The 22,118-nt window shown below is 60.5% G+C and carries 25 protein-coding genes and 1 tRNA gene; 15 read left to right on the top strand and 11 right to left on the bottom strand.

The window, feature by feature from the left end:
* Positions 1-3 precede the first annotated feature (3 nt).
* From rimM to rplS, 6 genes are read left to right on the top strand one after another with little or no spacing between them, the layout of a single operon-like run.
* Positions 4-504 (top strand): ribosome maturation factor RimM, encoded by a 501-nt coding sequence (gene rimM / locus LQ220_RS12940; protein ID WP_230188713.1) that lies wholly within the window; start codon positions 4-6, stop codon positions 502-504.
* A gap of 30 nt (positions 505-534) precedes the next feature.
* Positions 535-822 carry an AbrB/MazE/SpoVT family DNA-binding domain-containing protein gene (locus LQ220_RS12945; RefSeq protein ID WP_230188714.1) on the top strand — a complete coding sequence of 96 codons (288 nt, stop codon included), beginning with the start codon at positions 535-537 and terminating at the stop codon, positions 820-822.
* Positions 823-833: 11 nt separating this feature from the next.
* A complete protein-coding gene (locus tag LQ220_RS12950) occupies positions 834-1,205 on the top strand; it encodes a type II toxin-antitoxin system VapC family toxin (protein ID WP_230188715.1) in 372 nt (123 codons plus the stop codon).
* Positions 1,202-1,492 carry a hypothetical protein gene (locus tag LQ220_RS12955; RefSeq protein WP_230188716.1) on the top strand — a complete coding sequence of 97 codons (291 nt, stop codon included), beginning with the start codon at positions 1,202-1,204 and terminating at the stop codon, positions 1,490-1,492. The genes LQ220_RS12950 and LQ220_RS12955 overlap by 4 nt, the downstream gene beginning before the upstream one ends.
* The gene (gene trmD, locus LQ220_RS12960) at positions 1,489-2,235 is read left to right on the top strand and encodes a tRNA (guanosine(37)-N1)-methyltransferase TrmD (protein WP_230188717.1); all 747 of its coding nucleotides are present in this window, start codon (positions 1,489-1,491) and stop codon (positions 2,233-2,235) included. Before LQ220_RS12955 ends, trmD begins: the two co-directional genes overlap by 4 nt.
* Positions 2,232-2,600, top strand: a complete 369-nt coding sequence (gene rplS, locus LQ220_RS12965) for a 50S ribosomal protein L19 (protein WP_230188718.1) — start codon at positions 2,232-2,234, stop codon at positions 2,598-2,600. Before trmD ends, rplS begins: the two co-directional genes overlap by 4 nt.
* Positions 2,601-2,807: 207 nt before the next feature.
* Here the strand turns inward: rplS and LQ220_RS12970 are convergent, their stop codons facing one another.
* The 4 genes from LQ220_RS12970 to LQ220_RS12985 all read right to left on the bottom strand — a co-directional run bounded on the left by LQ220_RS12970 (position 2,808) and on the right by LQ220_RS12985 (position 6,826).
* Positions 2,808-3,302 (bottom strand): nucleoside deaminase, encoded by a 495-nt coding sequence (locus LQ220_RS12970; protein ID WP_230188719.1) that lies wholly within the window; start codon positions 3,300-3,302, stop codon positions 2,808-2,810.
* A gap of 718 nt (positions 3,303-4,020) precedes the next feature.
* On the bottom strand, positions 4,021-5,277 hold the full coding sequence (locus LQ220_RS12975; RefSeq protein ID WP_230188720.1) for a hypothetical protein: 1,257 nt from the start codon (positions 5,275-5,277) through the stop codon (positions 4,021-4,023).
* A 266-nt stretch (positions 5,278-5,543) separates the two neighbouring features.
* The gene (locus LQ220_RS12980; protein WP_230188721.1) at positions 5,544-6,374 is read right to left on the bottom strand and encodes a CoA ester lyase; all 831 of its coding nucleotides are present in this window, start codon (positions 6,372-6,374) and stop codon (positions 5,544-5,546) included.
* Complete coding sequence (locus LQ220_RS12985; protein WP_230188853.1) at positions 6,371-6,826, bottom strand: MaoC family dehydratase; 456 nt, start codon at positions 6,824-6,826, stop codon at positions 6,371-6,373. The genes LQ220_RS12980 and LQ220_RS12985 overlap by 4 nt, the downstream gene beginning before the upstream one ends.
* 145 nt (positions 6,827-6,971) lie before the next feature.
* Here LQ220_RS12985 and LQ220_RS12990 point away from each other — a divergent pair, with 145 nt between their 5' ends.
* Positions 6,972-7,976, top strand: coding sequence for an aldo/keto reductase (locus LQ220_RS12990; RefSeq protein WP_230188722.1), 1,005 nt, complete (start codon positions 6,972-6,974; stop codon positions 7,974-7,976).
* On the opposite strand, the gene LQ220_RS12995 is transcribed toward LQ220_RS12990, so the two are convergent.
* Positions 7,973-8,443 carry an Lrp/AsnC family transcriptional regulator gene (locus LQ220_RS12995; RefSeq protein ID WP_230188723.1) on the bottom strand — a complete coding sequence of 157 codons (471 nt, stop codon included), beginning with the start codon at positions 8,441-8,443 and terminating at the stop codon, positions 7,973-7,975. The genes LQ220_RS12990 and LQ220_RS12995 overlap by 4 nt on opposite strands.
* 149 nt (positions 8,444-8,592) lie before the next feature.
* Between LQ220_RS12995 and LQ220_RS13000 the strand changes: the two genes are divergently transcribed.
* From LQ220_RS13000 to LQ220_RS13010, 3 genes are all read left to right on the top strand, one after another.
* A complete protein-coding gene (locus LQ220_RS13000) occupies positions 8,593-10,338 on the top strand; it encodes a HAMP domain-containing sensor histidine kinase (RefSeq protein WP_230188724.1) in 1,746 nt (581 codons plus the stop codon).
* A gap of 38 nt (positions 10,339-10,376) precedes the next feature.
* The gene (locus LQ220_RS13005; protein WP_230188725.1) at positions 10,377-11,444 is read left to right on the top strand and encodes a polysaccharide deacetylase family protein; all 1,068 of its coding nucleotides are present in this window, start codon (positions 10,377-10,379) and stop codon (positions 11,442-11,444) included.
* A gap of 27 nt (positions 11,445-11,471) precedes the next feature.
* Positions 11,472-11,547, top strand: a tRNA-Ile gene (locus LQ220_RS13010).
* Between the two features lie 279 nt (positions 11,548-11,826).
* On the opposite strand, the gene LQ220_RS13015 is transcribed toward LQ220_RS13010, so the two are convergent.
* From LQ220_RS13015 to LQ220_RS13025, 3 genes are all read right to left on the bottom strand, one after another.
* A complete protein-coding gene (locus LQ220_RS13015) occupies positions 11,827-12,216 on the bottom strand; it encodes a nuclear transport factor 2 family protein (protein WP_230188726.1) in 390 nt (129 codons plus the stop codon).
* Between the two features lie 40 nt (positions 12,217-12,256).
* Positions 12,257-12,457, bottom strand: coding sequence for a hypothetical protein (locus LQ220_RS13020; RefSeq protein ID WP_230188727.1), 201 nt, complete (start codon positions 12,455-12,457; stop codon positions 12,257-12,259).
* 105 nt (positions 12,458-12,562) lie between these two features.
* Positions 12,563-13,102, bottom strand: coding sequence for a GNAT family N-acetyltransferase (locus LQ220_RS13025; RefSeq protein WP_230188728.1), 540 nt, complete (start codon positions 13,100-13,102; stop codon positions 12,563-12,565).
* A gap of 270 nt (positions 13,103-13,372) precedes the next feature.
* On the opposite strand from LQ220_RS13025, the gene LQ220_RS13030 reads away from it, so the two are divergent.
* The 5 genes from LQ220_RS13030 (at position 13,373) to LQ220_RS13050 (ending at position 18,147) form a co-directional block, all read left to right on the top strand.
* Positions 13,373-14,251, top strand: a complete 879-nt coding sequence (locus tag LQ220_RS13030) for an alpha/beta hydrolase (protein WP_230188729.1) — start codon at positions 13,373-13,375, stop codon at positions 14,249-14,251.
* A 275-nt stretch (positions 14,252-14,526) separates the two neighbouring features.
* The gene (locus LQ220_RS13035; RefSeq protein WP_230188730.1) at positions 14,527-14,925 is read left to right on the top strand and encodes a GtrA family protein; all 399 of its coding nucleotides are present in this window, start codon (positions 14,527-14,529) and stop codon (positions 14,923-14,925) included.
* A gap of 65 nt (positions 14,926-14,990) precedes the next feature.
* Positions 14,991-15,980: a glycosyltransferase gene (locus tag LQ220_RS13040; protein WP_230188731.1), complete on the top strand. Its 990-nt coding sequence runs from the start codon at positions 14,991-14,993 to the stop codon at positions 15,978-15,980.
* The gene (locus LQ220_RS13045; protein ID WP_230188732.1) at positions 15,977-16,615 is read left to right on the top strand and encodes a class I SAM-dependent methyltransferase; all 639 of its coding nucleotides are present in this window, start codon (positions 15,977-15,979) and stop codon (positions 16,613-16,615) included. The genes LQ220_RS13040 and LQ220_RS13045 overlap by 4 nt, the downstream gene beginning before the upstream one ends.
* A 5-nt stretch (positions 16,616-16,620) precedes the next feature.
* Positions 16,621-18,147, top strand: coding sequence for a hypothetical protein (locus tag LQ220_RS13050; RefSeq protein WP_230188733.1), 1,527 nt, complete (start codon positions 16,621-16,623; stop codon positions 18,145-18,147).
* Between the two features lie 45 nt (positions 18,148-18,192).
* Here the strand turns inward: LQ220_RS13050 and LQ220_RS13055 are convergent, their stop codons facing one another.
* Genes LQ220_RS13055 through kdpC form a run of 3 tightly spaced genes read right to left on the bottom strand, consistent with a single transcriptional unit; the run spans position 18,193 to position 22,099 of the window.
* A complete protein-coding gene (locus LQ220_RS13055) occupies positions 18,193-18,891 on the bottom strand; it encodes a response regulator transcription factor (RefSeq protein ID WP_230188734.1) in 699 nt (232 codons plus the stop codon).
* The gene (locus tag LQ220_RS13060; RefSeq protein ID WP_230188735.1) at positions 18,884-21,532 is read right to left on the bottom strand and encodes a sensor histidine kinase KdpD; all 2,649 of its coding nucleotides are present in this window, start codon (positions 21,530-21,532) and stop codon (positions 18,884-18,886) included. The genes LQ220_RS13055 and LQ220_RS13060 overlap by 8 nt, the downstream gene beginning before the upstream one ends.
* Before the next feature lie 12 nt (positions 21,533-21,544).
* Complete coding sequence (kdpC, locus tag LQ220_RS13065; RefSeq protein WP_230188736.1) at positions 21,545-22,099, bottom strand: potassium-transporting ATPase subunit KdpC; 555 nt, start codon at positions 22,097-22,099, stop codon at positions 21,545-21,547.
* Positions 22,100-22,118: the final 19 nt, after the last annotated feature.

The raw sequence follows: 22,118 nt of genomic DNA on the forward strand, positions 1-22,118 counted from the left end.
GCCTTGTCCGATCGTCCCGTCACCCTTGCTGCCATCATCGGTGCGCATGGCGTGACGGGCGAGGTGCGCCTGAAGCTGTTTGCGCAAGGGGTCGATAGCCTCAAGCAATATAAGAGTTTTGCGATTGGCGACCGGGTGCTGACGTTGAAGACGATCCGTCCCGGTCCCAATGGCGCTGTTGCGCGTTTTGCCGAAATCGGCGACCGTACGGCAGCCGAAGCGTTGCGCGGTACGGCGCTGACAGTGGCACGATCCGCCTTGCCGCCGTTGCCGGAGGGCGAATATTATCATGTCGACCTGATCGATTTGCCATGCATATCGACCGAAGGCGAAGAATTGGGGCGGATCGTCGCGGTCGAGAATTTCGGCGCTGGCGACATCATCGAAGTCGAGCGACCCCGCCCGCCGCTGGACAGCAAGCCTGCCAAACGCTTCATGGTGCCGATCAAGGCCGTGGAGATTGGTGAGGACAAGGCGGTCATTGACGCGCTTTTCATCGTCTAGTATATACTTTGTGTATATACGGAGGCCGTGATGGGCGAAGAGTATAAGGCGAAAGTTTTCAAATCGGGCAACAGCCTGGCTTTGCGTCTACCCAAAGGGCTGGGTTTGACCGAAGGCGCAGAAATGCGTTTGCGCGAGGAACGGGGCAAGTTCACGTTCGAACCGATCGATGCGCCCAAACGCAAAATCGATATCAGCAAATTCGCCGGCAAGGCACCCGGACTTGCACCTTTGACGCCCGAAGATCGCGTGCTGGATGAGTCTCCGCGTGTCTGGGATGATCCCGCGTGGCCGGGTTGGCACAGGTCGGACGAGTAGGACAGAACTGAATGCAGTTTCTGCTCGATGCGAACAGCGTCATCCTCGCGCTCTCCGGCCATCCGCGCCTGTTGCACCGTCTTTCGCAGTGTGACGAAGGAACGCTCGGCGTGTCGGCCATCGTCTTTGCGGAGGTGGCGCTTGGCACTGCGCGAGGCAAGACACCGTCGCTTGCAGTGCTGGACGCCTTTCTGGAAGAAGTGGTGTTGCTGCCCTTCGATGAGGCAGCGGCGCGGACTTATGCTACTCTCCCGTTCAAGCGCGGCAGTTACGACCGCCTGATCGCGGCGCACGCATTGTCGCTCGATCTTACCCTTGTCACTAACAACGAAGACGATTTCGCGGATATCCCCGGCCTTCGTACAGAGAATTGGACGTTATGAGCAGCTTCGGTCAGGCAATGCCGTATCTCTATATGGCGATATTCGTCGTTATCGGGTGGCGGTTGTATGTCATTCGGTGGGACTGGCGCTTGAAGGCGGCTTCGGGTGCGGCGATGGTGATTGCGCCGCCGCTCTTGTTCCTGTTGCCTGCGTTGCGCAACCCGCAGGGGAACTTTGCCGGGTGGCTGCTGGCGATGGGGATCGGGATGCTGGTGGCGGGTGCGCTGTGCATGGGCGGCGGGGTGCTGGCCGGATGGCTGCGCGCGCGTCCGCGTAAATCGTCGTGACATTCGCCGCGCAGATATTGACGCTGTATCCGGAGATGTTCCCCGGACCGCTCGGCACGTCGCTGGCGGGCAGGGCGCTGGGCGAAGGCACGTGGTCGTGCGACCCGATCCAGATCCGCGACTTTGCCACCGACAAGCACAAGTCCGTGGACGATACCCCGGCGGGTGGCGGGGCGGGCATGGTGATGCGCGCGGACGTGCTGGCGCGGGCGGTGGACGATGCGATGACGCGGCAACCGGACGCGCCCGTGCTGGCCATGACGCCGCGCGGAGAGCCGCTGACGCAGGCGCTGGTGCGGGAGATCGCCACTGGTCCCGGCGTCACGATCCTGTGCGGCCGGTTCGAGGGGATGGACGAGCGCCTGTTCGAGGCGCGACCCATCCGCGAAGTGTCGATCGGGGACTATATTCTGTCCGGTGGAGAGACGGCGGCAATCGTGCTGCTGGACGCTTGCATCCGCTTGCTTCCCGGTGTAATGGGCGCGGCTTCCAGTGGGGATGAGGAGAGCTTCGAAAGCGGCCTTCTTGAATATCCGCACTATACCCGACCCAATGATTGGGAAGGGCGCACGATCCCGCAAGTGTTGCGATCGGGGGATCATGCGAAGATCGCGGCATGGCGACAAGCCATGGCCGAGGATCATACACGGTTAAGGCGGCCGGACCTTTGGGAACGTCACAGTGACGTTCGGGACCAGTCGCCCTCTGGCGCGCAACGACAGACGAAGGAAAAGAGGGCATGAACCTCCTGCAGCAGATCGAGGCCGAAAGCATTGCGGCTCTTGGCAAAGACATTCCGGATTTCCGCCCCGGTGACACCCTGCGCGTTGGCGTGAAGGTTGTCGAAGGCGAACGTAGCCGTGTCCAGAACTATGAAGGCGTGTGCATCGCGCGTTCGAATAAGGGCATGGGCAGCAATTTCACCGTGCGCAAGATGAGCTTTGGCGAAGGCGTGGAACGCGTCTTCCCGCTCTATTCGCCGAACATCGATTCGATCACCGTGGTCCGCAAGGGCGTGGTGCGTCGTGCGAAGCTGTATTACCTGCGCGGCCGCACCGGCAAGCGCGCACGTATCGCCGAACGTCGCGACACTCGCAACGACGGCTAAGGCTTTCGCCTTATGCGATAGGGAAGGGCGCCGGGGGCAACTCCGGCGCCCTTTTTCGTGGGCGTGGGGGCGGCGCAGTTCCCGCATTGAGAGGAACCTGTTCCCCGGCGAACGCCGGGGTCCAGTTCGGAGCGTGGGACTGGGCCCCGGCCTTCGCCGGGGAACGTCGAAACTGTTGCTTTGAGTCGCACGCATCGCAATTCCCCCTCACACATTGCCCTGCATCTCTATCGGCACGTCATCGTCCGGCCCGAAGTACAGCGCGGCGCAGTCTTCCCGCAGGCAACCGCCGTCGAGTTCCAGATCGTCGCGCCAGGCGTCTCTGATGAAGTCCATCGTGTCGAGATGGTGATCCTCAAAATACATGCGGTGGACGTCGTCGCGGCCCGCGCCGTAGACGATGCGGCCGACCTTGGCCCAGATCGACGCCATGGTGCACATGCCGCATGGCTGGAGCGTGGAATAGAGCGTGGCACCGCGCAGATCCATGTCGCCATGCACTTTGCCCGCGCTGCGGAAGGCCATCATCTCCGCATGGGCGGTTGCGTCGCAGAGCTCCTCCGTCTGGTTCACAGCGCGGGCGAGAACCCGTCCGTCCAGCACGATGATGGCGGCAATCGGCGTATCCTCCGGCGCGCTGCCTTTGCTGGTCGCCAGATCGATGGCCTGCCGCATCCACGCTTTGTCCGCGTCGCTTATCATGTCATTCGCCGCCCATCCTTGCCTGATCGCTATAGACGATCCTGACCCGCGAGCGTTCCCTCTGACGGAGGCGGGTTTTGGGCGGGGAATGGCGCGGAAGGTGACAAAGGTGACACTACGTTACCGGGCATTGGGCTGTGCCGGGGTGGGTGGGGGATGGAATGTGTCGACGCCCGACACGCGCGCTGCCGTGTTCCTGCGAAGGCAGGAACCCAGTAATCTCTCCATGCGCTGAGGTTGCACTCTTACTGGGTTCCTGCCTTCGCAGGAACACGGTGGATTGTGGGGGTAGGTAAGATGCCGTGTCGGTGATACGCGCCCATACAGTCATCGCATTTCTCCCTCGCCGTATAAGCTCAGGCCAGCCACAGGCTCCCCGCCTGAGAGACGTAAATGTTGTGGCAGCTTCAGGGCGCTGCGGTCCCGGTTGTTGTGCCGCAAGACTGTCGCGGGTGCACATAGTGAAGCCAATTGCCGCCTGGCTGTCTCGCCTTGTGCGTCATGAGCGCACGGGGGAGAGGGGATACGCGATAAGGACTTCGTGCAGGGCAACGGGCTAAGCACTGGTGGGGGTTTAGCGGAGGGCAGGGTGTGTAGGACAGGGGAAAGTGGGAGATCATAGGACAAAAGCTGACGCTAGGGACGTTGCGCCAATTTGGTCGTTCACTTCGATAACCGTTAAATCTAACGCTGCCGATCGTAGAACTTCTAGAGTATTTCACTCCACTTTATTCAGACCATCTTTCACTAAGTCGGCAGCGGTCTTAAGCCACGATGTTTTGAGCACTCGCTCTGCGGTCGGAGAAAGTTGGGTGGCTCCATTCACGGCCAATGTGAGCAGGCTGGTAAAAACTAAAACCTTAGCAGCCGTTTTCAAGCCGGATCGTGCTCCATCTGCCATAGCGACATACGTGGCGACTATCTCGGAGAAAATCTTTGCGAATAGGTTTTCGAGGCTTCTCACTACCCCAAATAATGCTCTCTGGCCCGATTTCATTGGATGATGAAGAGCTTCCAAAATCAGTTCGATTGAGCGAGGAACTTCAGGGTCGACTAGGCTGTTCACCTGCAATTCGGAAACAAGCTCCTTTCCAATCTCATATGTTCGTTTGATATCGGTGCTCGTGTATTCCGTTCTTGCGGCGTTCTCGGTGAATTGATGCCATTCTGGAAACTGGCCAATATACAAATTGATTCCCATGCTGAAGCCGGCAAACCGGGCAGCGGCAATTTCCGACAGTTCCTCTGAAAAACGGACGAAGAGATGATCACACGTCAAGCTCATCAAACCAATCCGAATGATGTCTGCATCCGAAGAGAGTACCGACTGGATTTCCTCAACGGCCGAAACGAGCCTTGGATCGCAATTCGTTTCGAAAAGGCATGCTAGCAAAGTAGCTACGTCAGCATTAAGCGCCGATCTGGCGCTAGCTACATTTTTTGCATCAGCATCCGAGGGTGTCGCGAGCTGCTGTTTTAGCCTGAGCAGGCCGCCGCGAAATTCGAACTGCAAGGGACCGGGTTGCTGGCCGGGAGTAAGATCCTTAAGTGCATTGGGCAAATCCTCGTTCGGATCTCTCTGCACCGGAAGAGGTGTGAGGGAATATGCGGTAGCCTCGCGGGGCGATTTAAATAGCGGACGATTTATAGACACAAAGTTGTCGAAATCGGCTACTTTGTCGGACAACACTTGGCCAAACGGTGACTTTCTCCCTTTGCGGTCAACATAGAACTGTGGAGCAACGTGTTTTTGAAAAAATGCGTTTGATTGCAGCACTCTCAATTCGCTCACCACCAATTCGAGATGGTCGATGTGAAATTCCAAGCCCGAGCGATCATGAGTAGCATCCAGCATGGAAGACATGCGCTCAGCCCCTGCCTTGACGTTCCGACCTTCTCCGTTCTCCGGCCAAAATTTGATGGTCTTCAGAGCCGCGTTGCCCAAACCGTTGGCAAGGTGCTGAAGCTCGACCATGGTCGTGCGCGTCCATGTATTTAGATTAGGCCGTCTCAAACCATCCCCCTGTGATCGGTTGATTTGTAGCTAGCATAGTATTTCTGAAACTTACCACAGCACGTTACACCACGGCACGAGCAATCTCCGAAGATACCAAGCAAATTGATCGGGAAGGAAGAGCACTGGGTTGAACTGCGATATGTGCCTGTGGCTATCAAGAACGGTAGCCTTCAGAAACTGCCGCTTAAAACTGCCATTCGCAAAGGGGGCTAAACTCCACCCCCTCAAACCCCCGCCAACACCGCCATCGCCTGCTTCAAATGTGGGGCGTCGATCATCTTGCCGTCCAGTTGCAGTGCGCCTGCGCCGGGGTTGGCTTCGAACGCGGCGACTATGGCGCGGGCGTGGGCCAGGTCGGCTTCGCTGGGGGTGAAGGCAGTGTTGATGATGGGGACTTGGGCGGGGTGGATGGCCATCATGCCGGTGAAGCCGTCGCGGCGGCCGCGGGCGGCGTAGGCGGCGAGGGCGTCGAGATCCTTTATGTTGGGGAACACCGTCTCTATGGCGGCGACCCCGGCGGCATGGGCGCCGAACAAAGTGAGGCTGCGCACCATGCGATAGGGATCGGTGTAGCTGCCGTCGGCTTCGCGGGAGGTGGCGGCACCGATGGCGGCGGGCAGATCCTCCGCGCCCCATGTAAGCCCCGCGAGATGCGCGGACACGTCGCGATAGGTGCCCAGCGTGAAGACGGCGGCGGCAGTCTCTGTGGCGATGGGGAGGATGGGGACGGCCTTGTCCCCCATCAGGGTCAGCAGATGCCGGACGCTGTCTGCGCCCTCCGCCTTGGGCAGCATGATGCCGTCCGGGCGGGCGCTTAGGACGGCGTCGAGGTCTGCCTGCGCCATGTCCGTGTCGAGGGGGTTGATGCGGACGAAGGTGGTGATCGTGCGCGGGGTGGAGAGCCAACTGGCGATGGCGTCGCGGGCGGTGGCCTTGTTCGCGGCGGAGACCGAGTCCTCCAGATCGAGGATCAGGGCGTCGGCGCCGCTGGCCGCTGCCTTGGCGAAGCGTTCCGGGCGGTCGCCGGGGACGAAGAGAAGCGCGCGGAGCCTCATGCGGCGGACGCTTTCTTGAGCAGCGCCATGCGCAGGCACTGGCAGACGATCTCGTCCCGCTGATTGCGGAGGCGGTGGGTGAAGGTGACGATGCCTGCATCCGGGCGGGAGCGGCTTTCCTTGAGTTCTGTCACTTCGGTTTCGGCGCGGAGGGTATCGCCGAGGAAGACGGGCTTTGGGTGGACGAGCTTGTCATAGCCCAGATTGGCGACCAGTGTGCCAAGCGTGGTGTCGCCCACCGACAGGCCCACCATCAGCGCGAAGGTGAAAGTGCCGTTGACGAGGATCTGGCCGAATTCCGACGCGCGGGCGGCCTCTGCATCGAGGTGAAGCGGCTGCGGATTGTGCGTCATGGTGGAGAAGAGGAGATTGTCCGTCTCCGTAACCGTGCGGCGGATATCGTGGGTGAGGGTGTCGCCCACCTGCCATTGATCGAAATAGCGTCCGGCCATGCTCATCCTTGCTCCCAATGTTGTGCGCGCGGCAGTAGCGGATGCGGCGGGCGAAGGCCATATCGGTTCGGATCGGCGAAAAGGGCTTGAACGCGGCAGGGCAGGGCGTATCTGGCCGGGGAAGCACGCGGACATAAGGATTGGCATGACACTCCCCACCCGGACGATTGGACCCTTCACCGTTTCGGCCGTCGGCCTTGGCTGCATGAATTTGAGCCATGCCTATGGCGTGCCGCCGTCCGAGGAGGACGGTGTGCGGCTGCTCAATCATGCGCTGGACGCGGGCGTGACGTTGCTCGACACCGCCGCTTTATATGGCGGGGGGAATAATGAGCGACTGCTGGGCAAGGCAGTGATGCATCGCCGCGCGGCGTTCACGCTGTCGAGCAAATGCGTGCTCGATCTGTACGATGGCAAGCGTGGGCTGGACGGGCGACCTGAGGCGATTGCGAAGACGCTGGATCAGGCGCTGGCGCGGCTGGGGACCGAGCATATCGATCTGTATTACATGCATCGGCTGGATAAGGACGTGCCGGTCGAGGAGTCGGTCGGTGCGCTGGTGCGAGCGAAGGAAGCGGGGAAGATCGGGGCGATTGGCCTGTCCGAAATGTCGGCGGCGACGATCCGGCGGGCGCATGGCGTGCATCCGATAGCGGCAGTGCAGGCGGAATATTCGCCCTGCGTCCGCAATCCCGAAATCGCGGTGCTGGAGACGTGCCGGGAACTGGGCATCGGCTTCGTGGCATTCTCTCCGGTGGCGCGCGGGATGCTGGCGGCGGCGATTACGTCGGACGATTATGTCGAGGGGGATATACGGTTGGGGATGCCGCGCTTTGTCGCGCCCAATCTGGCGCATAATCTGACGCTGGCGGCGCGGTTCAATGCGGTGGCGCAAGAGGCCGGGGTTACGCCCGCGCAATTGGCGATGGGATGGGTGCTGTCCCGCGCGCCGCATATCGTGCCTATCCCCGGCACACGCAGCATCGCGCATCTGGACGAGAATCTGGCAACCGCGACGATGACCTTCGCGCCGGAAACGCTGGCGGCGGTCGATGCGATCTTTACGCCGGGGGCGGTGGCAGGCGCGCGCTATGCCCCCGCGATGCAGGCGCAGATCGACACCGAGCTGCTGCCGGAGGAAGTGGATTAACGGAGCGGGACGCCCGGCGCGTTCTTCGACGTGCGGATGGTGAGCGAGGTCTTGACGCTCACCACATTGGGCGCGGGCGTCAGCTTCGACGTCAGGAACTGCTGGAACGACTGCAGATCGCGCGAGACGACCTTCAGGATGAAGTCGATCTCTCCGTTCAGCATATGGCATTCGCGCACTTCGGGGAGCGCGGCGACGTGATCCTCGAACGCTTTCAGGTCCGCTTCGGCCTGACTCTTCAGGCTGACCATCGCGAACACCGTGATGGTGTAGCCAAGGGTCGCAGGATCGACGACGGCGTGATAGGATTTGATAGCGCCATCATCTTCGAGTGCGCGGACGCGGCGCAGGCATGGCGGGGCGGTCAGCCCGACCTTGCGCGCCAGTTCGACATTGGTCATACGGCCATCATCCTGCAACTCCGCAAGAATCTGCATGTCGATGTCGTCGATGTTCACGCCAGCCATGTGCTGCTAATTTCCTTTCCGGTTCGTGCGTCATATAATAATTATATTTCAGCGCAATGCAATTGTCCCACTATGCGACGACAGCAAATGAATGGCCGCCGCCCCCTTTTCCTTTCGGTGTCGGAGCATTAATCCTTTGCGCTCATAGTATGACGCGGCCTGAGCCGACGGGGAGCAATGTGCGTTTCAACGATCTGATGCAGACGGTGCTGGCCGCCGACGGGCAAGGCAGCGGAGCCGTGACGCTATGGCGGCAATGCGTCGATTTGCTGGCGCAGCGGGACCGCGCCGACCGCAAGGGGCTGAACGTCGAGGAACGCGATACCTTGGTCGCGCGCATGGAGCAGTTGCGCAGTGCCGTGAGCGAGACCCAGCGAATCGCTTCGGTGGTCGAGCTGGGGACCAGACTGTCTTCGCCGACATTGATCCGGTTTTTTGCGCAGGATCGCCCCTCCATCTGTGCCGCTGCGATGGCGCGGGCGCGATTGCCCGATGCGCTGTGGCCCGAATTACTGCCGCATCTGGGGCCGACGGCGCGCGGCGTGCTGCGCGGACGGCGCGACGTCGGTCCGGTGACGCGGCGGGCGCTCGACAGCTTCGGCAAGAGCGATCTGGTGATCGGCGACGACAATCACGCGATGCTGCTGACGCCGGAGATGGTGGAGGAAGCACCCGTTGCGTCGGTCGAAACGTCGCTTAGCGCATTGTATCGGACCGAGCCGGATCTTGCGGAAACGGCAGAGGACAAGAGCCAGATTCGCCGCCTGGTCGACCGGATCGAGCAGTTCACGAGCAGCCACAAGCCCAAGCCCGTCGAGGATGTCGCGTCGGCCAGCGATCCCGTGCGCGCCTTCGCGTTTGAGACAGATGCGCAAGGCACGGTCATCTGGGTGGACAAGGGGCCACGCGCAGCACTGATCGGGCTGGGCATCGGCGCGCCTGCGCTGAGCGGTGGCAGCGGGCCGGACGCGCATGTGTGGGGCGCGTTCGCCAAGCGTGGCGGGTTCCAGAACGGGCGCTTTACCATCGTCGGCGGCGACATGGACGGCGAGTGGCGATTGTCCGCCATTCCGTTCTTCGATCCGCAGTCGGGGCGGTTTCAGGGCTATCGCGGGCAGGCGCGGCGACCGCATCTGCACGAAGTATCGGCGCTGTCTTCGCATGGGGATGCGATGTCGCCGCTGGCCGGGCTTTCGGGGGATTCGGTGCGGCAGCTCGTGCACGAATTACGCACGCCGCTGAATGCGATTTTGGGTTTTGCCGAGATTATCGAGCAGCAGTTGTTCGGCCCCGCGCCGGTGGAATATCGCGATATGGCGGGGCAGATCGTTGCGGATGCACGGCATTTGCTGACCGCGTTCGACGATCTCGATCTGGCGGCGCGAGTCGCACGCGACGACATTGGCGGCACGCCCGAGCCGGTGGATACCGCGCTGCTCATCGCCAAGATCGCAACGCACTATGGCGCGGGCGAGGAAGGGCGGCGGATCGATATCGCCGTGGCGCGCAGCGTGCCGCCTGTGCGAGTCGATGCAGTGCAGGGCGAACGCATGATCCAGCACCTGCTGCGGATGCTGCTGTCCGTGGCGCGCCCGGACGAAGCAGTCACGGGAGCATGCTGGTTCCGGCCCGCGGCGGATGGCGGACAGATCGTGCTGGCGATGGACCGTCCTGCGGCACTCGCCGGCATGGACGAAGCCACGTTGCTGGACCCCGGTTTCGCCGCCGAGGATCAGAATTGGCCCGATGCGCCTTTGCTAGGGCTGGGCTTCTCGCTTCGGCTGATCCGTAGCCTCGCTATGAGCAGCGGTGGTGCGTTGGACGTCGAAGCGGAGCGCTTTCGTCTTACCTTGCCAGCGGCGGGCAAGGCGGACCGCGAGACAGGCGCGACCTGACAACGCTCTGGCAACCATTTGCCCGTAAAATGCGGGACATGACCGATCCCTCCAGTCTCCATCCTCCCCATGACGGCGGCCTGCTGCATGCGCCGTTGACCGAGGATTTCATAGCCCTCGACCCGGCGTTCGGCACGCGGTTCATGCTGTTTGTGGATACGGAAGAAGAGTTTGACTGGGATGCGCCGTTCAGCCGCACCGGGCATGGCGTCACGGCGCTGGCCGGGATGGCGCGGGGACAGGCCTTTTTCGCGCAGGCGGGGGTGAAGCCTTGCTACGTTACCGATTATCCGGTGATCGATGATCCGGCGGCTGCGGCGATGATGGCGCAATGGCTGGGGGATGGCGCGGCGGACATCGGTGCGCATCTGCATCCGTGGGTTAATCCGCCGCATGTCGAGGAAGTGAATGCGGCCAACAGCTATGTCGGCTTCCTGCCCGAAGCGCTGGAGAAGGCCAAGCTGGAGGCGCTGTGCGCGCGTTTCGAGGGCGCGTTCGGGATGCGGCCGACTGTCTATCGGGCGGGGCGTTATGGGGTCGGCCCCAATAGTGCGCGATTGCTGGAGCAGGCAGGGTTTCGGCTCGACAGTTCGGTGCGCAGCCATTTCGATTATTCGGGGCAGCATGGTCCCAACTTTCATGGACTGCCGGTAGAGCCTTACTGGGCGGGGCCGACGCGCGCGCTGGTCGAACTGCCGCTCTCGACCGCCTTTGTCGGGCGGCTGCGCGGGGTAGGGGGGCAGTTGTTTCGCGCGACGGAAGGGCTGGGCCGGATCGCCGGTGGGCTTTCGCGCGCAGGATTGCTTTCGCGCATACCGCTGACGCCCGAAGGGATCGGCATTGGCGATACGATAGCCGCCATCGACGCGCTGATCGAGGATGGGGCGCGGGTACTCAATTTCAGCTTTCATTCGCCGACGCTGGAAGCGGGACACACGCCTTATGTGCGCAGTGCGGATGATCTGGAGATGTTCTACCGCTGGTGGGGCGCGGTGTTCCACCATCTGGCCAAGCGGGGTATCGCGGCGGCGTCGATCGACGAATTTCTGGCCGCTGTGCCGCCGCGGACGCATGAAATGCGGCAATCTGCTTGCCAAGCGGCCTGACCCTCGGCTATCGGCCAAACGCAGTGTGGGCCTGTAGCTCAACGGTTAGAGCTGGCCGCTCATAACGGCTAGGTTGCGGGTTCGATTCCTGCCGGGCCCACCACTGCTTCAGTTCATAGAGCTCTTGAGCATGGCACCGACCCCCTGAAAGGCAGCGGGACCAGCCGGATAAAAGGGAAATTCAAGGACCACCTCGGGATCGCAGATTGCACGCAATCCGGCAAAGTCGCGCTGTCGCTGAAGGATGACACCGATCGCAGCGATATGCGCGCAATTATCAGCGCATCATACTCGTTAGCAAAGCGGCGCCTGTCGTGCAGATGCTCAGCCGTGCATACTTCATCGTCACCCTTTCTCTTGAACGGACGATTTCCCCCACAGGTTAGGCAAGAGTGAGGAATATCTCGGCCTCGATCACCCAGTCCGCGCCCGAGCGACGCCACTTGGCCGTGTAGATACCACTTGCAAACGGGAGGCCTGTCGCTGCGGAAACACCCTCCCAATGACCATGTTCAATCGCCACGGGAGCGACTGCCGAGGCATGGATACTGTCGGGCGTTCGTGTGTAGATAGTACGCTCGGCTGCCGTAAATTCCTTTTTCCATGCCACAATCTGGGCCTTGCGACCGTTCAGGATGGCACTGTCGGTCCCCGCAACGAGAATGGCGGTAGGCGCGAGAATGGCCCCTATCGCGCCCAGATCCGCTTTGGCCAGCGCATGGTTGAAAGCGGCACGGCGCAACCGGATGGCAAGGTCGGGGGAGTTGGTCACTATGATAGCTTTCAGGAAAAGGCTCGCACCGCGTTGACCATCAGTCCTTGGGCGATACCCATATTTCTACCGTAGCAGAGAATTTGCCCGGCGCAGGCTTGCCAATGTTCACTCGCTCAGCAGTGACAAGTTCGCCGCTGGCCAGATTGAAACTGGCCCAAGGCTTGGGCATCCGTCCGAACGTCACTTTCTGAAGTGGTTGACCGGTCTTCGTGTTCATTATTGTCGCGGTAATGCTCATCGCGCGGCGATAACGAACAGCATGAACGAATGAAAGGGTTTAGATGGCGCATGCAGAGACGTGAACGGCTGCCCGGTTCGCGAATTTGACCAGCTTATCGGCGCGTCAGAGCGCCTTTCCCATCTGCAGCAGGGGCACTTGCACGCCATCAACCTGTGCGAATTGCAGGGTCGCCTTGGGCGTGTATCCGCAACTCTCATATAGTGGCACACCGGCAGCGGTCGCCATCAGCTCGACCTGACGGTAGCCTGCTGTGCGAGCAGCCTCTTCGCACAGTTTGATGATGCGTCCGCCGATCCCGCGTCGCGTGAAGTCGGGATCCGTGTACATGGCGCGTATCTTCGCTGCGCCAATCGCCGGATCGACGATTGATGGCTCGCGCGTAACGATGCTTTCATCGCCCCCATAGAGAGTCTCCCGGAAGCTCCAGCCACCACACCCGGCGACGCGATCGCCACATTCTACCAGGAAATATGTGCCATCGCGCAAGAGCTGGCTATCGAGCCCCATCACCTCGTGACTGGCAGCCACTTGCTCGGGTGTAAGGAATTCGGACTGAAGCTGGGCAATCGATCGGTTCATAACTTGACGCAACGTTTCCAAGTCGCCCAACCTGGCTACGCGGTCGATAAATTGATCGGTCATCAGTTCATCTATGCGCGGACATACCGAAAAACAAAACCTATTGCTCTCCGCGCCAATGGGCGGACGCTTTCGGACGGCATGCAATGGACCAGGAATGACCCAGATTCTGGCGGCCTGGACCGGTCCTCAGTTCTCACCCAGATCGGCCGACTCCACCGTTTCTGCCCTAAGAGCGGATTGCAAGGGCTCAACAACATCGCAGACGCGCGTCCGAATAGGTCGTCGTACAACCGTCTGGCGCGCCATGGCCAGTTTGTCTAAGCAGCACGTATGAGCGACTTCTTATCCAGTCCGGCCTCCCATACCTATATATCGCAGAGACTGCGTCTCCACTATGTCGATTGGGGCAATCCCGACGCTCCACCACTCTTGTTGCTGCATGGCGGTCGCGACCATTGCCGCAACTGGGATTGGATAGCGCAGGAGATGTGCAAGAAATGGCACATTATTGCGCCTGACCTGCGCGGCCATGGCGACAGCGCGCATTCACCCGATGGTCGCTACACAATGGATGCCTATGTGTATGATTTGGCGCAACTCATTCATCAACAGGGATTGGCGCCGCTTAATATCGTAGCCCACTCGCTAGGCGGCAACATCGCCCTGCGCTACACTGGCCTGTATCCAGAAAATGTGCGGCGTTTGGTGGCGATAGAAGGACTTGGCGACGCTCCGACCGTTTATACCGAGCGGATGAAAACCCCGATATATGAACAATTGCGTGGCTGGATTGCCGAACAGCGCGCGCTCAGCAGTCGTCAATCGCGTCGCTATGATAGCATTGAAGACGCGCTGCATCGCATGATGCAGGAAAACCCGCACCTTACGCCCGCCCGCGCCAGACATCTTACGGTCCATGGCATGAGCCAGAATGAAGACGGCACATATAGCTGGAAGTTCGACAATTATTTGCGCGTTCAGTCCCCGATTGATCTGTCGCAGGCAGACAAGCACGCTCTGTGGCAGCGCATCACCTGCCCGACCTTGCTGGTATATGGGGCGCAAAGCTGGGCTTCGAACCCGGTAGAAGACGGCCGCGCGCAGCACTTCCAGAATGCCCGGCTATCTCTTTATGACAACGCCGGGCACTGGGTTCATCATGATCGTCATGATCAATTTCTTGAGGAAATAGAAGGTTTCCTGTCCTAGGTCTGTCCGCTTTTCATGCTTTTCCTGCCGATGGGGCCCAGCGCCACAGCGGCCCTTCATCGAGTGTCGCTAAAAGCGACATTTCGTCAAATTCCTGAGATTTGTCTTTGTTTTCAAAAGTAGACACTTTTGGCAGCTCGCCAGTCGAGTATGTAATGCGAAAATGTTCGATACGAACGGCACAGCCTCCTTCGGCTTGGATTACTGTCTAATCGGCAGGCGAGAGACTGTAATCCATCAGACTATTTTAACGCCATCCCGTTACCGAGCAACCTATGGTGCTCTCCGTTGTTCTGGCCGCCTTCGTACGCTTCGCCGCAAATGGAGCCGGCATCGCCCTTGTCGCGATCGGGACATATTGCGCAGGGGTCGCATGGCTTGATCTCTCGCCACTGACGGCCAATCTGCTCGCCTATGTGACTCAGCTCGCCGTGGGCTATCAGGTCCACCGGCTCTTCAGCTTCGCCAACGCACCCATGACTCGCTCCAGCGTAGCCCGATACACTGCGCTCTCCATAGGTGCGTTCCTGCTTAACACCCTTTGGATTTGGCTCCTTACGGTCGCCGTTCATCTTCCGGCGTGGACGCCCATCCTCCCGATGATTGCGCTGACCCCGGTGATGACCTTCCTCGCCGCCCGCCATTGGGTGTTCGGCGGCGACGGCCCGCCTTGAGCCTTCGTTAACCAAAAGCGCTTAACGCGAAAAGAAGAGCAGCACGCCGCTGCCGGGGGTCCGCGATGAAGGAAGGCACAACCAGGCACACACCGTTCCTCCTTTACGGCATACTGCTGTTCTGCCTTGGCATCGCCATCTACCTCGTCGGGGTGCTGTTGGTGATCCCACGCTATCTGCTCGACCTCCATGCCCTGCTTGATCCGGTTTCGCTCTGGCTCGTCTGGTATAGCGGCATGCCCATCATGCTCGGGCTCGCTTTGGCCCTGTTCGACCTGCTTTATCTATTCGGCCACAAGAAGCCGGACCGTCCTGTGCGTTTCGTGCCAGTCAAGCGCCGCCGTGTCACCGTGACGCTCACCGCCTATAATGACGAGGACAGCATCGGTGGTGCCGTCCGCGATTTCCTCGACCACCCGCTGGTCGAGCGTGTCATCGTCGTCTCAAATAACAGCGCCGACCGCACGATGGAGCGGGCGGAAGCTGCTGGCGCCATTGTCTTCAACGAGCTTGCGCCCGGTTACGGACGTTGCGTCTTTCGGTGTCTGTCAGAGGCCGTGGAATTCGCCGACACCGAGTTTGTCGTCCTGTGCGAAGGCGACAGCACTTTTCGCGCCTATGACATCGAAAAGCTGCTGGCTTATGCCCCTCATGCCGACATCGTAAATGGCACCCGCACGGTCGAACCGCTGCGCCAATATCTGACCCAGCTTTCGACCTTCATGTATTACGGTAACATCTTCGTCGGCAAGCTGCTGGAGGCCAAGCATCTGGGCCGCGGCACCATCACCGACGTCGGCACCACCTACAAGCTGTGCCGCCGCGATGCGCTTGTCCCTCTGCTGCAGGAACTAAAGCCGACGGTAAACCTCGAATTCAATGCGCATTTTCTCGACACCGCCTTGGCCCATGATCTGGTCCTGCTGGAATGCCCCATTACCTTCCATCCGCGCATAGGCGTCAGCAAGGGCGGCAACGTCAATAATTGGCGCGGCCTGGTGGTCGGGCTGCGCATGATCGCTGGCCTGCTGGACGACTGGAAGCGTTACGCATGAGTGCCGGCTATCATGCTACTCGCCTTGCCGAAGATGCCCGCCGCAGCACGGTCTGGCGCACCCTGTGGCAGCATCATTTCCGCCACCGAATCGCACCATCCGACTGCGTGTTGGACTTGGGTGCTGGCTATGGCGATTTTATCAACAACGTGACGGCCGCCCGCCGCATCGCCGTCGATCTGTGGCCTGACATGACCCATCATCTCGATCCTGGGGTGGAGGCCCTCGTCGGTTCTGCAGACGCATTGGACAGCATAGCTGATGGAACGGTTGACTATGCGTTCTCGTCGAATCTTTTCGAACATCTGACCCAGGAAAGTGTCGCAAAGGTTCTCGTTTCGCTCAATCGCGTCCTTTCGGATCGCGGCCAACTCACCCTGCTCCAGCCTAATTACCGCTATGCCTATCGGGAATATTGGGACGACTACACTCACGTCACCGCTTGGTCGCACGAGAGCCTTCCAGATTTTCTCCAAGCCCATGGATGGGAAGTAACGGACGTCTGCCCCCGCTTCCTGCCCCTTAGCGTCAAGTCCCGTCTCCCCACTTGGCCTATTCTGATCGCAGCCTATCTGAAGGCCCCGGTGAAACCCCTGGGCAAACAGATGTTGATCACTGCTCGACCAATCCGGTGACCGTCATGCCCGACAGTGCGCTTCATACCGACAAACGCTCAATACTCTTCCGTCTGGGGCTCGCAGCACTCATCGCCGTCCTGCTCTGGCACATCGTGGAGTTCATCGGCTATGCCCGGGCAGTCCTGTTCTATCCCTATCAGATCGATTTTGGCGAAGGCATCGTGTGGCAGCAGATGCGCGACATGCTCGCCGGCTCCGCTTATGCGCCCCTCCGCGTCTATCCCGCGGTCGTCTACCATTACCCACCGGTCTATCACCTGACGAGCGCCGCAGTGTCAGCCGCCCTAGGTCTCGACCAACTTGTGGCTGGTCGTATCGTATCACTATTCTCCACCATCGCCACCGCGATCTTCGCAGGACTGATGACGATGCGCATCGTTCCAGACGATCGGCGAATCGGGATTGTGGGCGCGATCATGGCGGGTCTGCTTTTCCTCAACTGTTATCCGGTAATCGTCTGGGGCCCACTGATGCGGGTCGATATGTTGACTGGTGCACTCGGCCTTGCCGGGATGCTCGTCGCGCTTCAGGCCATCAGCCGCCCACGGTTGATCCATTTGGCAGCGCTGCTATTTACCCTGTCCATATTCACCAAGCAGATCTCGTTCGCTGCCCCGATTGCAACCTTCGCCATCTTGCTCCTTGTCGTGCCGAAGACTGCCCTGCGAGGGATCGCTTCGGGCCTCACCATGGCGTTCGGCGCGCTTGCTCTGCTGCTCTGGCTGACCGACGGTCGCTTCCTGACCCATATCCTGTTCTACAATGTCAACCGCCTAGCGCCTGATATCCTAGTAGACGTGATGTTGCCGCAGTTGCGCCAGTACGCCGCGCTGATCCTGATCGCCACCATAGGAGCATTCACTAGCTGGCGCAGCATTCGTCGCAAGGGCTTGCGCACCGAACCGGCGGCGGCAATGCTCCTCTTCTTCGTCGGGCTCAAGACGGTGATGTTGCTCGGTATGCTGAAATCGGGCTCCAGCTTCAATTATATGATCGAATGGTTCTCCGGCATTGCCATTCTGGCCGCCATCGGACTGCGTCCTGCGTTTCAGCTCGCCAGCGGCAGGCCGCTTGGTCCGCTGGGCACTGTCAGCGCCGCAATCATGCTCGGTGCCCTTAGTATGCAACTGGCAACTACCCAAATGGACCTGCCCACAGTGGAGCAGGCGCACCGCGCCGCGGCCACCCATGCTGCGCTTGTACGAAGGATCGCGGCCTCGCTCCGTCCAGTCATTTCCGATGACATGGCGATGATCATCCGTGCGGGGAAAAAGGTGCAATTCGAATCCGCCATTACCGCCGAACTCGGCGCAGCGGGCCTATACGACCAGCCTGGTTTTGTCCGCCTGATCCGTGCGCACTGCTTCGGTTTCTTCGTGACGGATGGCAATGCCGGAACGCCGATGTTTGACCGGCGCTACAACCCACCCGTCGCCGCCGCCATGGCCGCCTATTATCCAAAGTTGGAACATAGCGGCAAGTTCGTCATACATTTGCCGGTCGACACTACGTCGACCTGCCCATACTAGACTCGGGCTGCTGACATTTCGCCCAGTTATCTGCGCAGATGTATTTCACTCGGCCATGCGCGCCGATCCAGCGAGGCGGTAGCCGACACCAGGTTCGTTCATTATCAGTTTCGGTCGGGATGGGTCGGCTTCAATTTTCTTGCGCAATGCGCGTATCGCGACACGCAGATAGTCTACGTCCTGACGGTGCGCCGGACCCCAAACCGTTTCCAGCAGCGATGTATGTGTAAGGACTCGTCCGGGCTTTTCGCACAGCGCCCATAACAGGTCGAACTCGCGCGGTGTTAGGGCAACAGTTGCGCCCTCGATGGTCGTGCTATGCGCTTCGCGGTCGATGGAGCCGCCCTCAAAATCACGCCGCTGTGGGTGCGTGCGGCTGCCTGTCTTGCGTCGAAGGGCCGAACGCACGCGGGCTAATAGTTCCGCACTGTCGAAAGGTTTGGTCACGAAATCATCCGCGCCCAGGTCGAGAGCCGTCACCTTCTCGTCGGTGGCATCGCGGGCCGTCAACACGATGACGGCCAGTCCATATCCAACAAGCTGGGGGATGATTTCTAACCCATCGCGATCAGGCAAGCCAAGATCCAGAAGGGCCACCAGCGGTGCGGGCTGCACGGCTGCCAAGCGTAGTGCGTCGGATGCATTGCCCGCTTCGACATAGGTCATTGCGCTTCGTGCAAGTGCGGCGACCAGCAATCGCCTGATGGCCGGTTCATCTTCGACGATCAGGACATCTTTATGCATCCGCAGCCCTTCCTTCCGCTTCGTCCTTGCGGAACACAGGCAATATGACCTCGAAAACCGCGCCTTGGCCAGCCCGGTTTCCGGCCGTGATCGTCCCGCCGACGGCTTCGGTGAAATTCTTGGCGATCCATAATCCCAGGCCGGAGCCACCGACCCGATCGCTCCCTTCAAGGCGATGGAAGCGATCGAACAGCGAGTCCGTATTGGTCGGCAAACCTGGCCCTTCATCTGACACGCGGCACACGACCTCCTGCCCGCGGCAGAGCAATTCGACTTCGACCTTCGCCGTCGCGGGGGAGAATTTAAGCGCGTTGTCGATAAGATTGATCAACACATGGCGCAGCAGCAAGGCGTCGCTGGAGACGAACGGACAATCGCTGTCGATGCGGGTGGTAACCCGCGCATCGGCATGGTCCTGCCGAAGCGCATGCAACACGTCCGCGATAATGTCAGTAAGGTCAACGCTTTCCCATCTGGGTTCGATAGTTCCATGTTCGATCCTGGAGGCCTCCAGTAGATCGTTGAGAAAGCGTTGAAGCCGCCGGGATTCGGATCGTGCAATGCTGACCTCTTCGGCAAATGCGCCCTCCACGGGAATAGCTTCCGCCGCGGCGATCACTGCCGTAAGCGGCGTGCGCAAATCATGCGCGATGCTGCTAAGCAAGGCCCCGCGAAGGCGGTCGCGCTCGCGCAACGTGTCCACCTGTCGCGCCTGACCTTCCAACACGATGCGCTCATGTGCAAGCGCAGTCTGATCGACTAGCGATGCAAGCATGATAGCGTCGTCAGGCCGGATAATGCGCTCCTGCGAGGGGCGCGCGAGTCCCAAAGCGCCCATGGTACCGAGCGAAGTTTTGAGCGGGTGGAATTGCCAGTCGGAGGCGTTCAACGTGCCGGTATCGCGCCCGGTGGGCACACCCCGATCCAGCGCCCAGCGGACTGCAGCTTCGCCGACTATGTCAAGCGCCCGATAGGCGTCATTGCCGCGAACGACAATATCGCCATCTTCAATAGTGACGATGATCGCCTCCACGTCGAGCAAGCTGCCTATTTCGCGACAGGCGACCTGCGCTGTCTCCTCCTTCTGGGACAATCCGCCCATCAAGCCGGCAAAGCGCGCCAGCGAAGCATTAAGGCGTGCGACGCCCGCACTCGTTTCGGCTTGCCTACGGATACGCCCAGCCAGCCAGCCGACGACCGTCGCCACCAGCGCCAGTACCAGGAACGTAATGACATTCTGGGGATCGTCGATGGTGAAGGTATGGAGGGGCGGAATGAAGAAGAAATTATAGCAGAGCGCGGCCCACAGCGCAGACCATAAACCGGCGCGCAACCTGAGGACTGTGGCAGACAAGATGACGGGGACGAGCAGCAGCAAGTCGATTGCGCCAAAGGGAAGCCAAGGCTGGGCCAGGTGCAGCAGGCCGACCATTGCCGCGACAATTGCAAGGGCTATCATATCGTCGCGTGCCAACAATGCCTCACGCGGTTTGTCGGGTTTTTCGTCGGCATCGGTAAGGGGCACGACATGTACCGCAACGCCCTGCGCCTTGCGGATGACTGCTTGAGCAACCGAGCCATGCACCCATTCGAACCAACGCGACCGGCGGCTCTTGCCGATAACGATCTGGCTTGCCCGCAACTGCCTTGCCTGATCGACCAGCGCTTCGCCTACGCGATCCGCGGCCACCGTCATCAACGATGCGCCAAGCGAAGCTGCGAGTGCCAGATTGTCTGCAAGCTGTTCACGCTGCGCACCGATGATCGCGCGTGCCCTGCCGCTTTCTACTACCACGGCGGTCCAAGGCGCGTTGAACATGTCCGCCATCCGTTTGGCATGGCGGATAACCTGCGCACCGCCCTTGCCGGGGCTGACTGCGACCATCAGACGTTCGCCTGCGACAAAGTCGCTCTCCTTGCCAGTCGTGCGAAGCTGATCGGATAGGCGCCTGTCGACGCTGCTGGCCGCAAAACGCAATGCCAGTTCGCGTAGTGCCGCAAGTTTATTGGGCGTGAAGAAATTGGACAGGGCCCGCCCGGCGGTGTCCGGCATGTATATCTTGCCTGCCGCCAGTCGTTCGATCAGTGCATCGGGTGGTAAGTCGACGACGATCAGCTCGGCATCGTCGAGGATATTGTCGGGCACCGTCTCCCGCACGCGGACATAGGTGAAGCCCGCCACGACATCGTTGAGGCTTTCTATGTGCTGGATATTGATCGTGGTGGCGACATCGATCCCCGCTGCGAGCAATTCCTCGACATCTTGCCAACGCTTGGGATGTCGACTGCCCGGTGCGTTGCTGTGCGCCAGTTCATCGACCAGGATCAGCGCCGGGTGGCGCTCTATCGCGCGATCGATGTCGAACTCATCAAGCATGTGACCTTGATGATTCATGCGATGGCGCGGCAGAACGTCCAGCGGTTCCAGAAGCAAGGCTGTCTCGCTGCGACCATGCGTTTCGGCCACCCCTACGACGACATCTACACCCTCGGCCTGCCGCCGCGCGGCGTCCTGCAACATGCGATAGGTTTTGCCGACGCCCGGCGCAGCACCCAGATAGACAGTTAACCGCCCTCTCTGCTCCTGGCGAGCAAGCCGTAAATAATGTTCGGCATCATTGTCGGGAGTGGGCAGGGTCATTGTTTATCTGCTCTATGGCTTCAGACGATCCAGCGCCAGATTGAGTTGCAGCACGTTCACGATTGGATCGGGCGCAAAGGGGCCGCCCGGCACGACTGCCCTGTCGTCGATGAGCCGCCGAACCGTGGCGGCGGCGATGTTGCGGGAGCGCGCTATCCGTTGGACCTGATAGAGCGCCCCTGCAACTGAGATGTGCGGGTCCAGCCCGCCGCCAGAAGCGGCGACCAGATCGGCCGGAAGGGGATTGGCCGGTGTGGCTCCGTAACGCGCGACGGTTTCGGCTGCACGCTCGGTCAATTTCTCGCTGGTTGGTGAAAGGTTGCTGCCCGCTGCATGCATGCCATCGAATTTGGCGACGGAAGGGCGTGGCCAGAAATAGCGGGCCGACGTAAAATTCTGCGCAATCAGCTCACTGCCGATCGTGCGTCCGTTGACCGTAATGAGCGATCCATTGGCACGGAACGGGACGAATGTCTGCGCGAACACGAAGACAAGCAAGGAATATCCGATCACGCAGACAAGCAGCGTGACCAGCCATAAGCGCATTGCGGGGATGAGGTAGGTCATTGTTTTTGAACCTTTTGTC

The organism is Sphingobium sp. CECT 9361, assembly GCF_918741285.1.
In the GTDB taxonomy this organism is placed as follows: domain Bacteria; phylum Pseudomonadota; class Alphaproteobacteria; order Sphingomonadales; family Sphingomonadaceae; genus Sphingobium.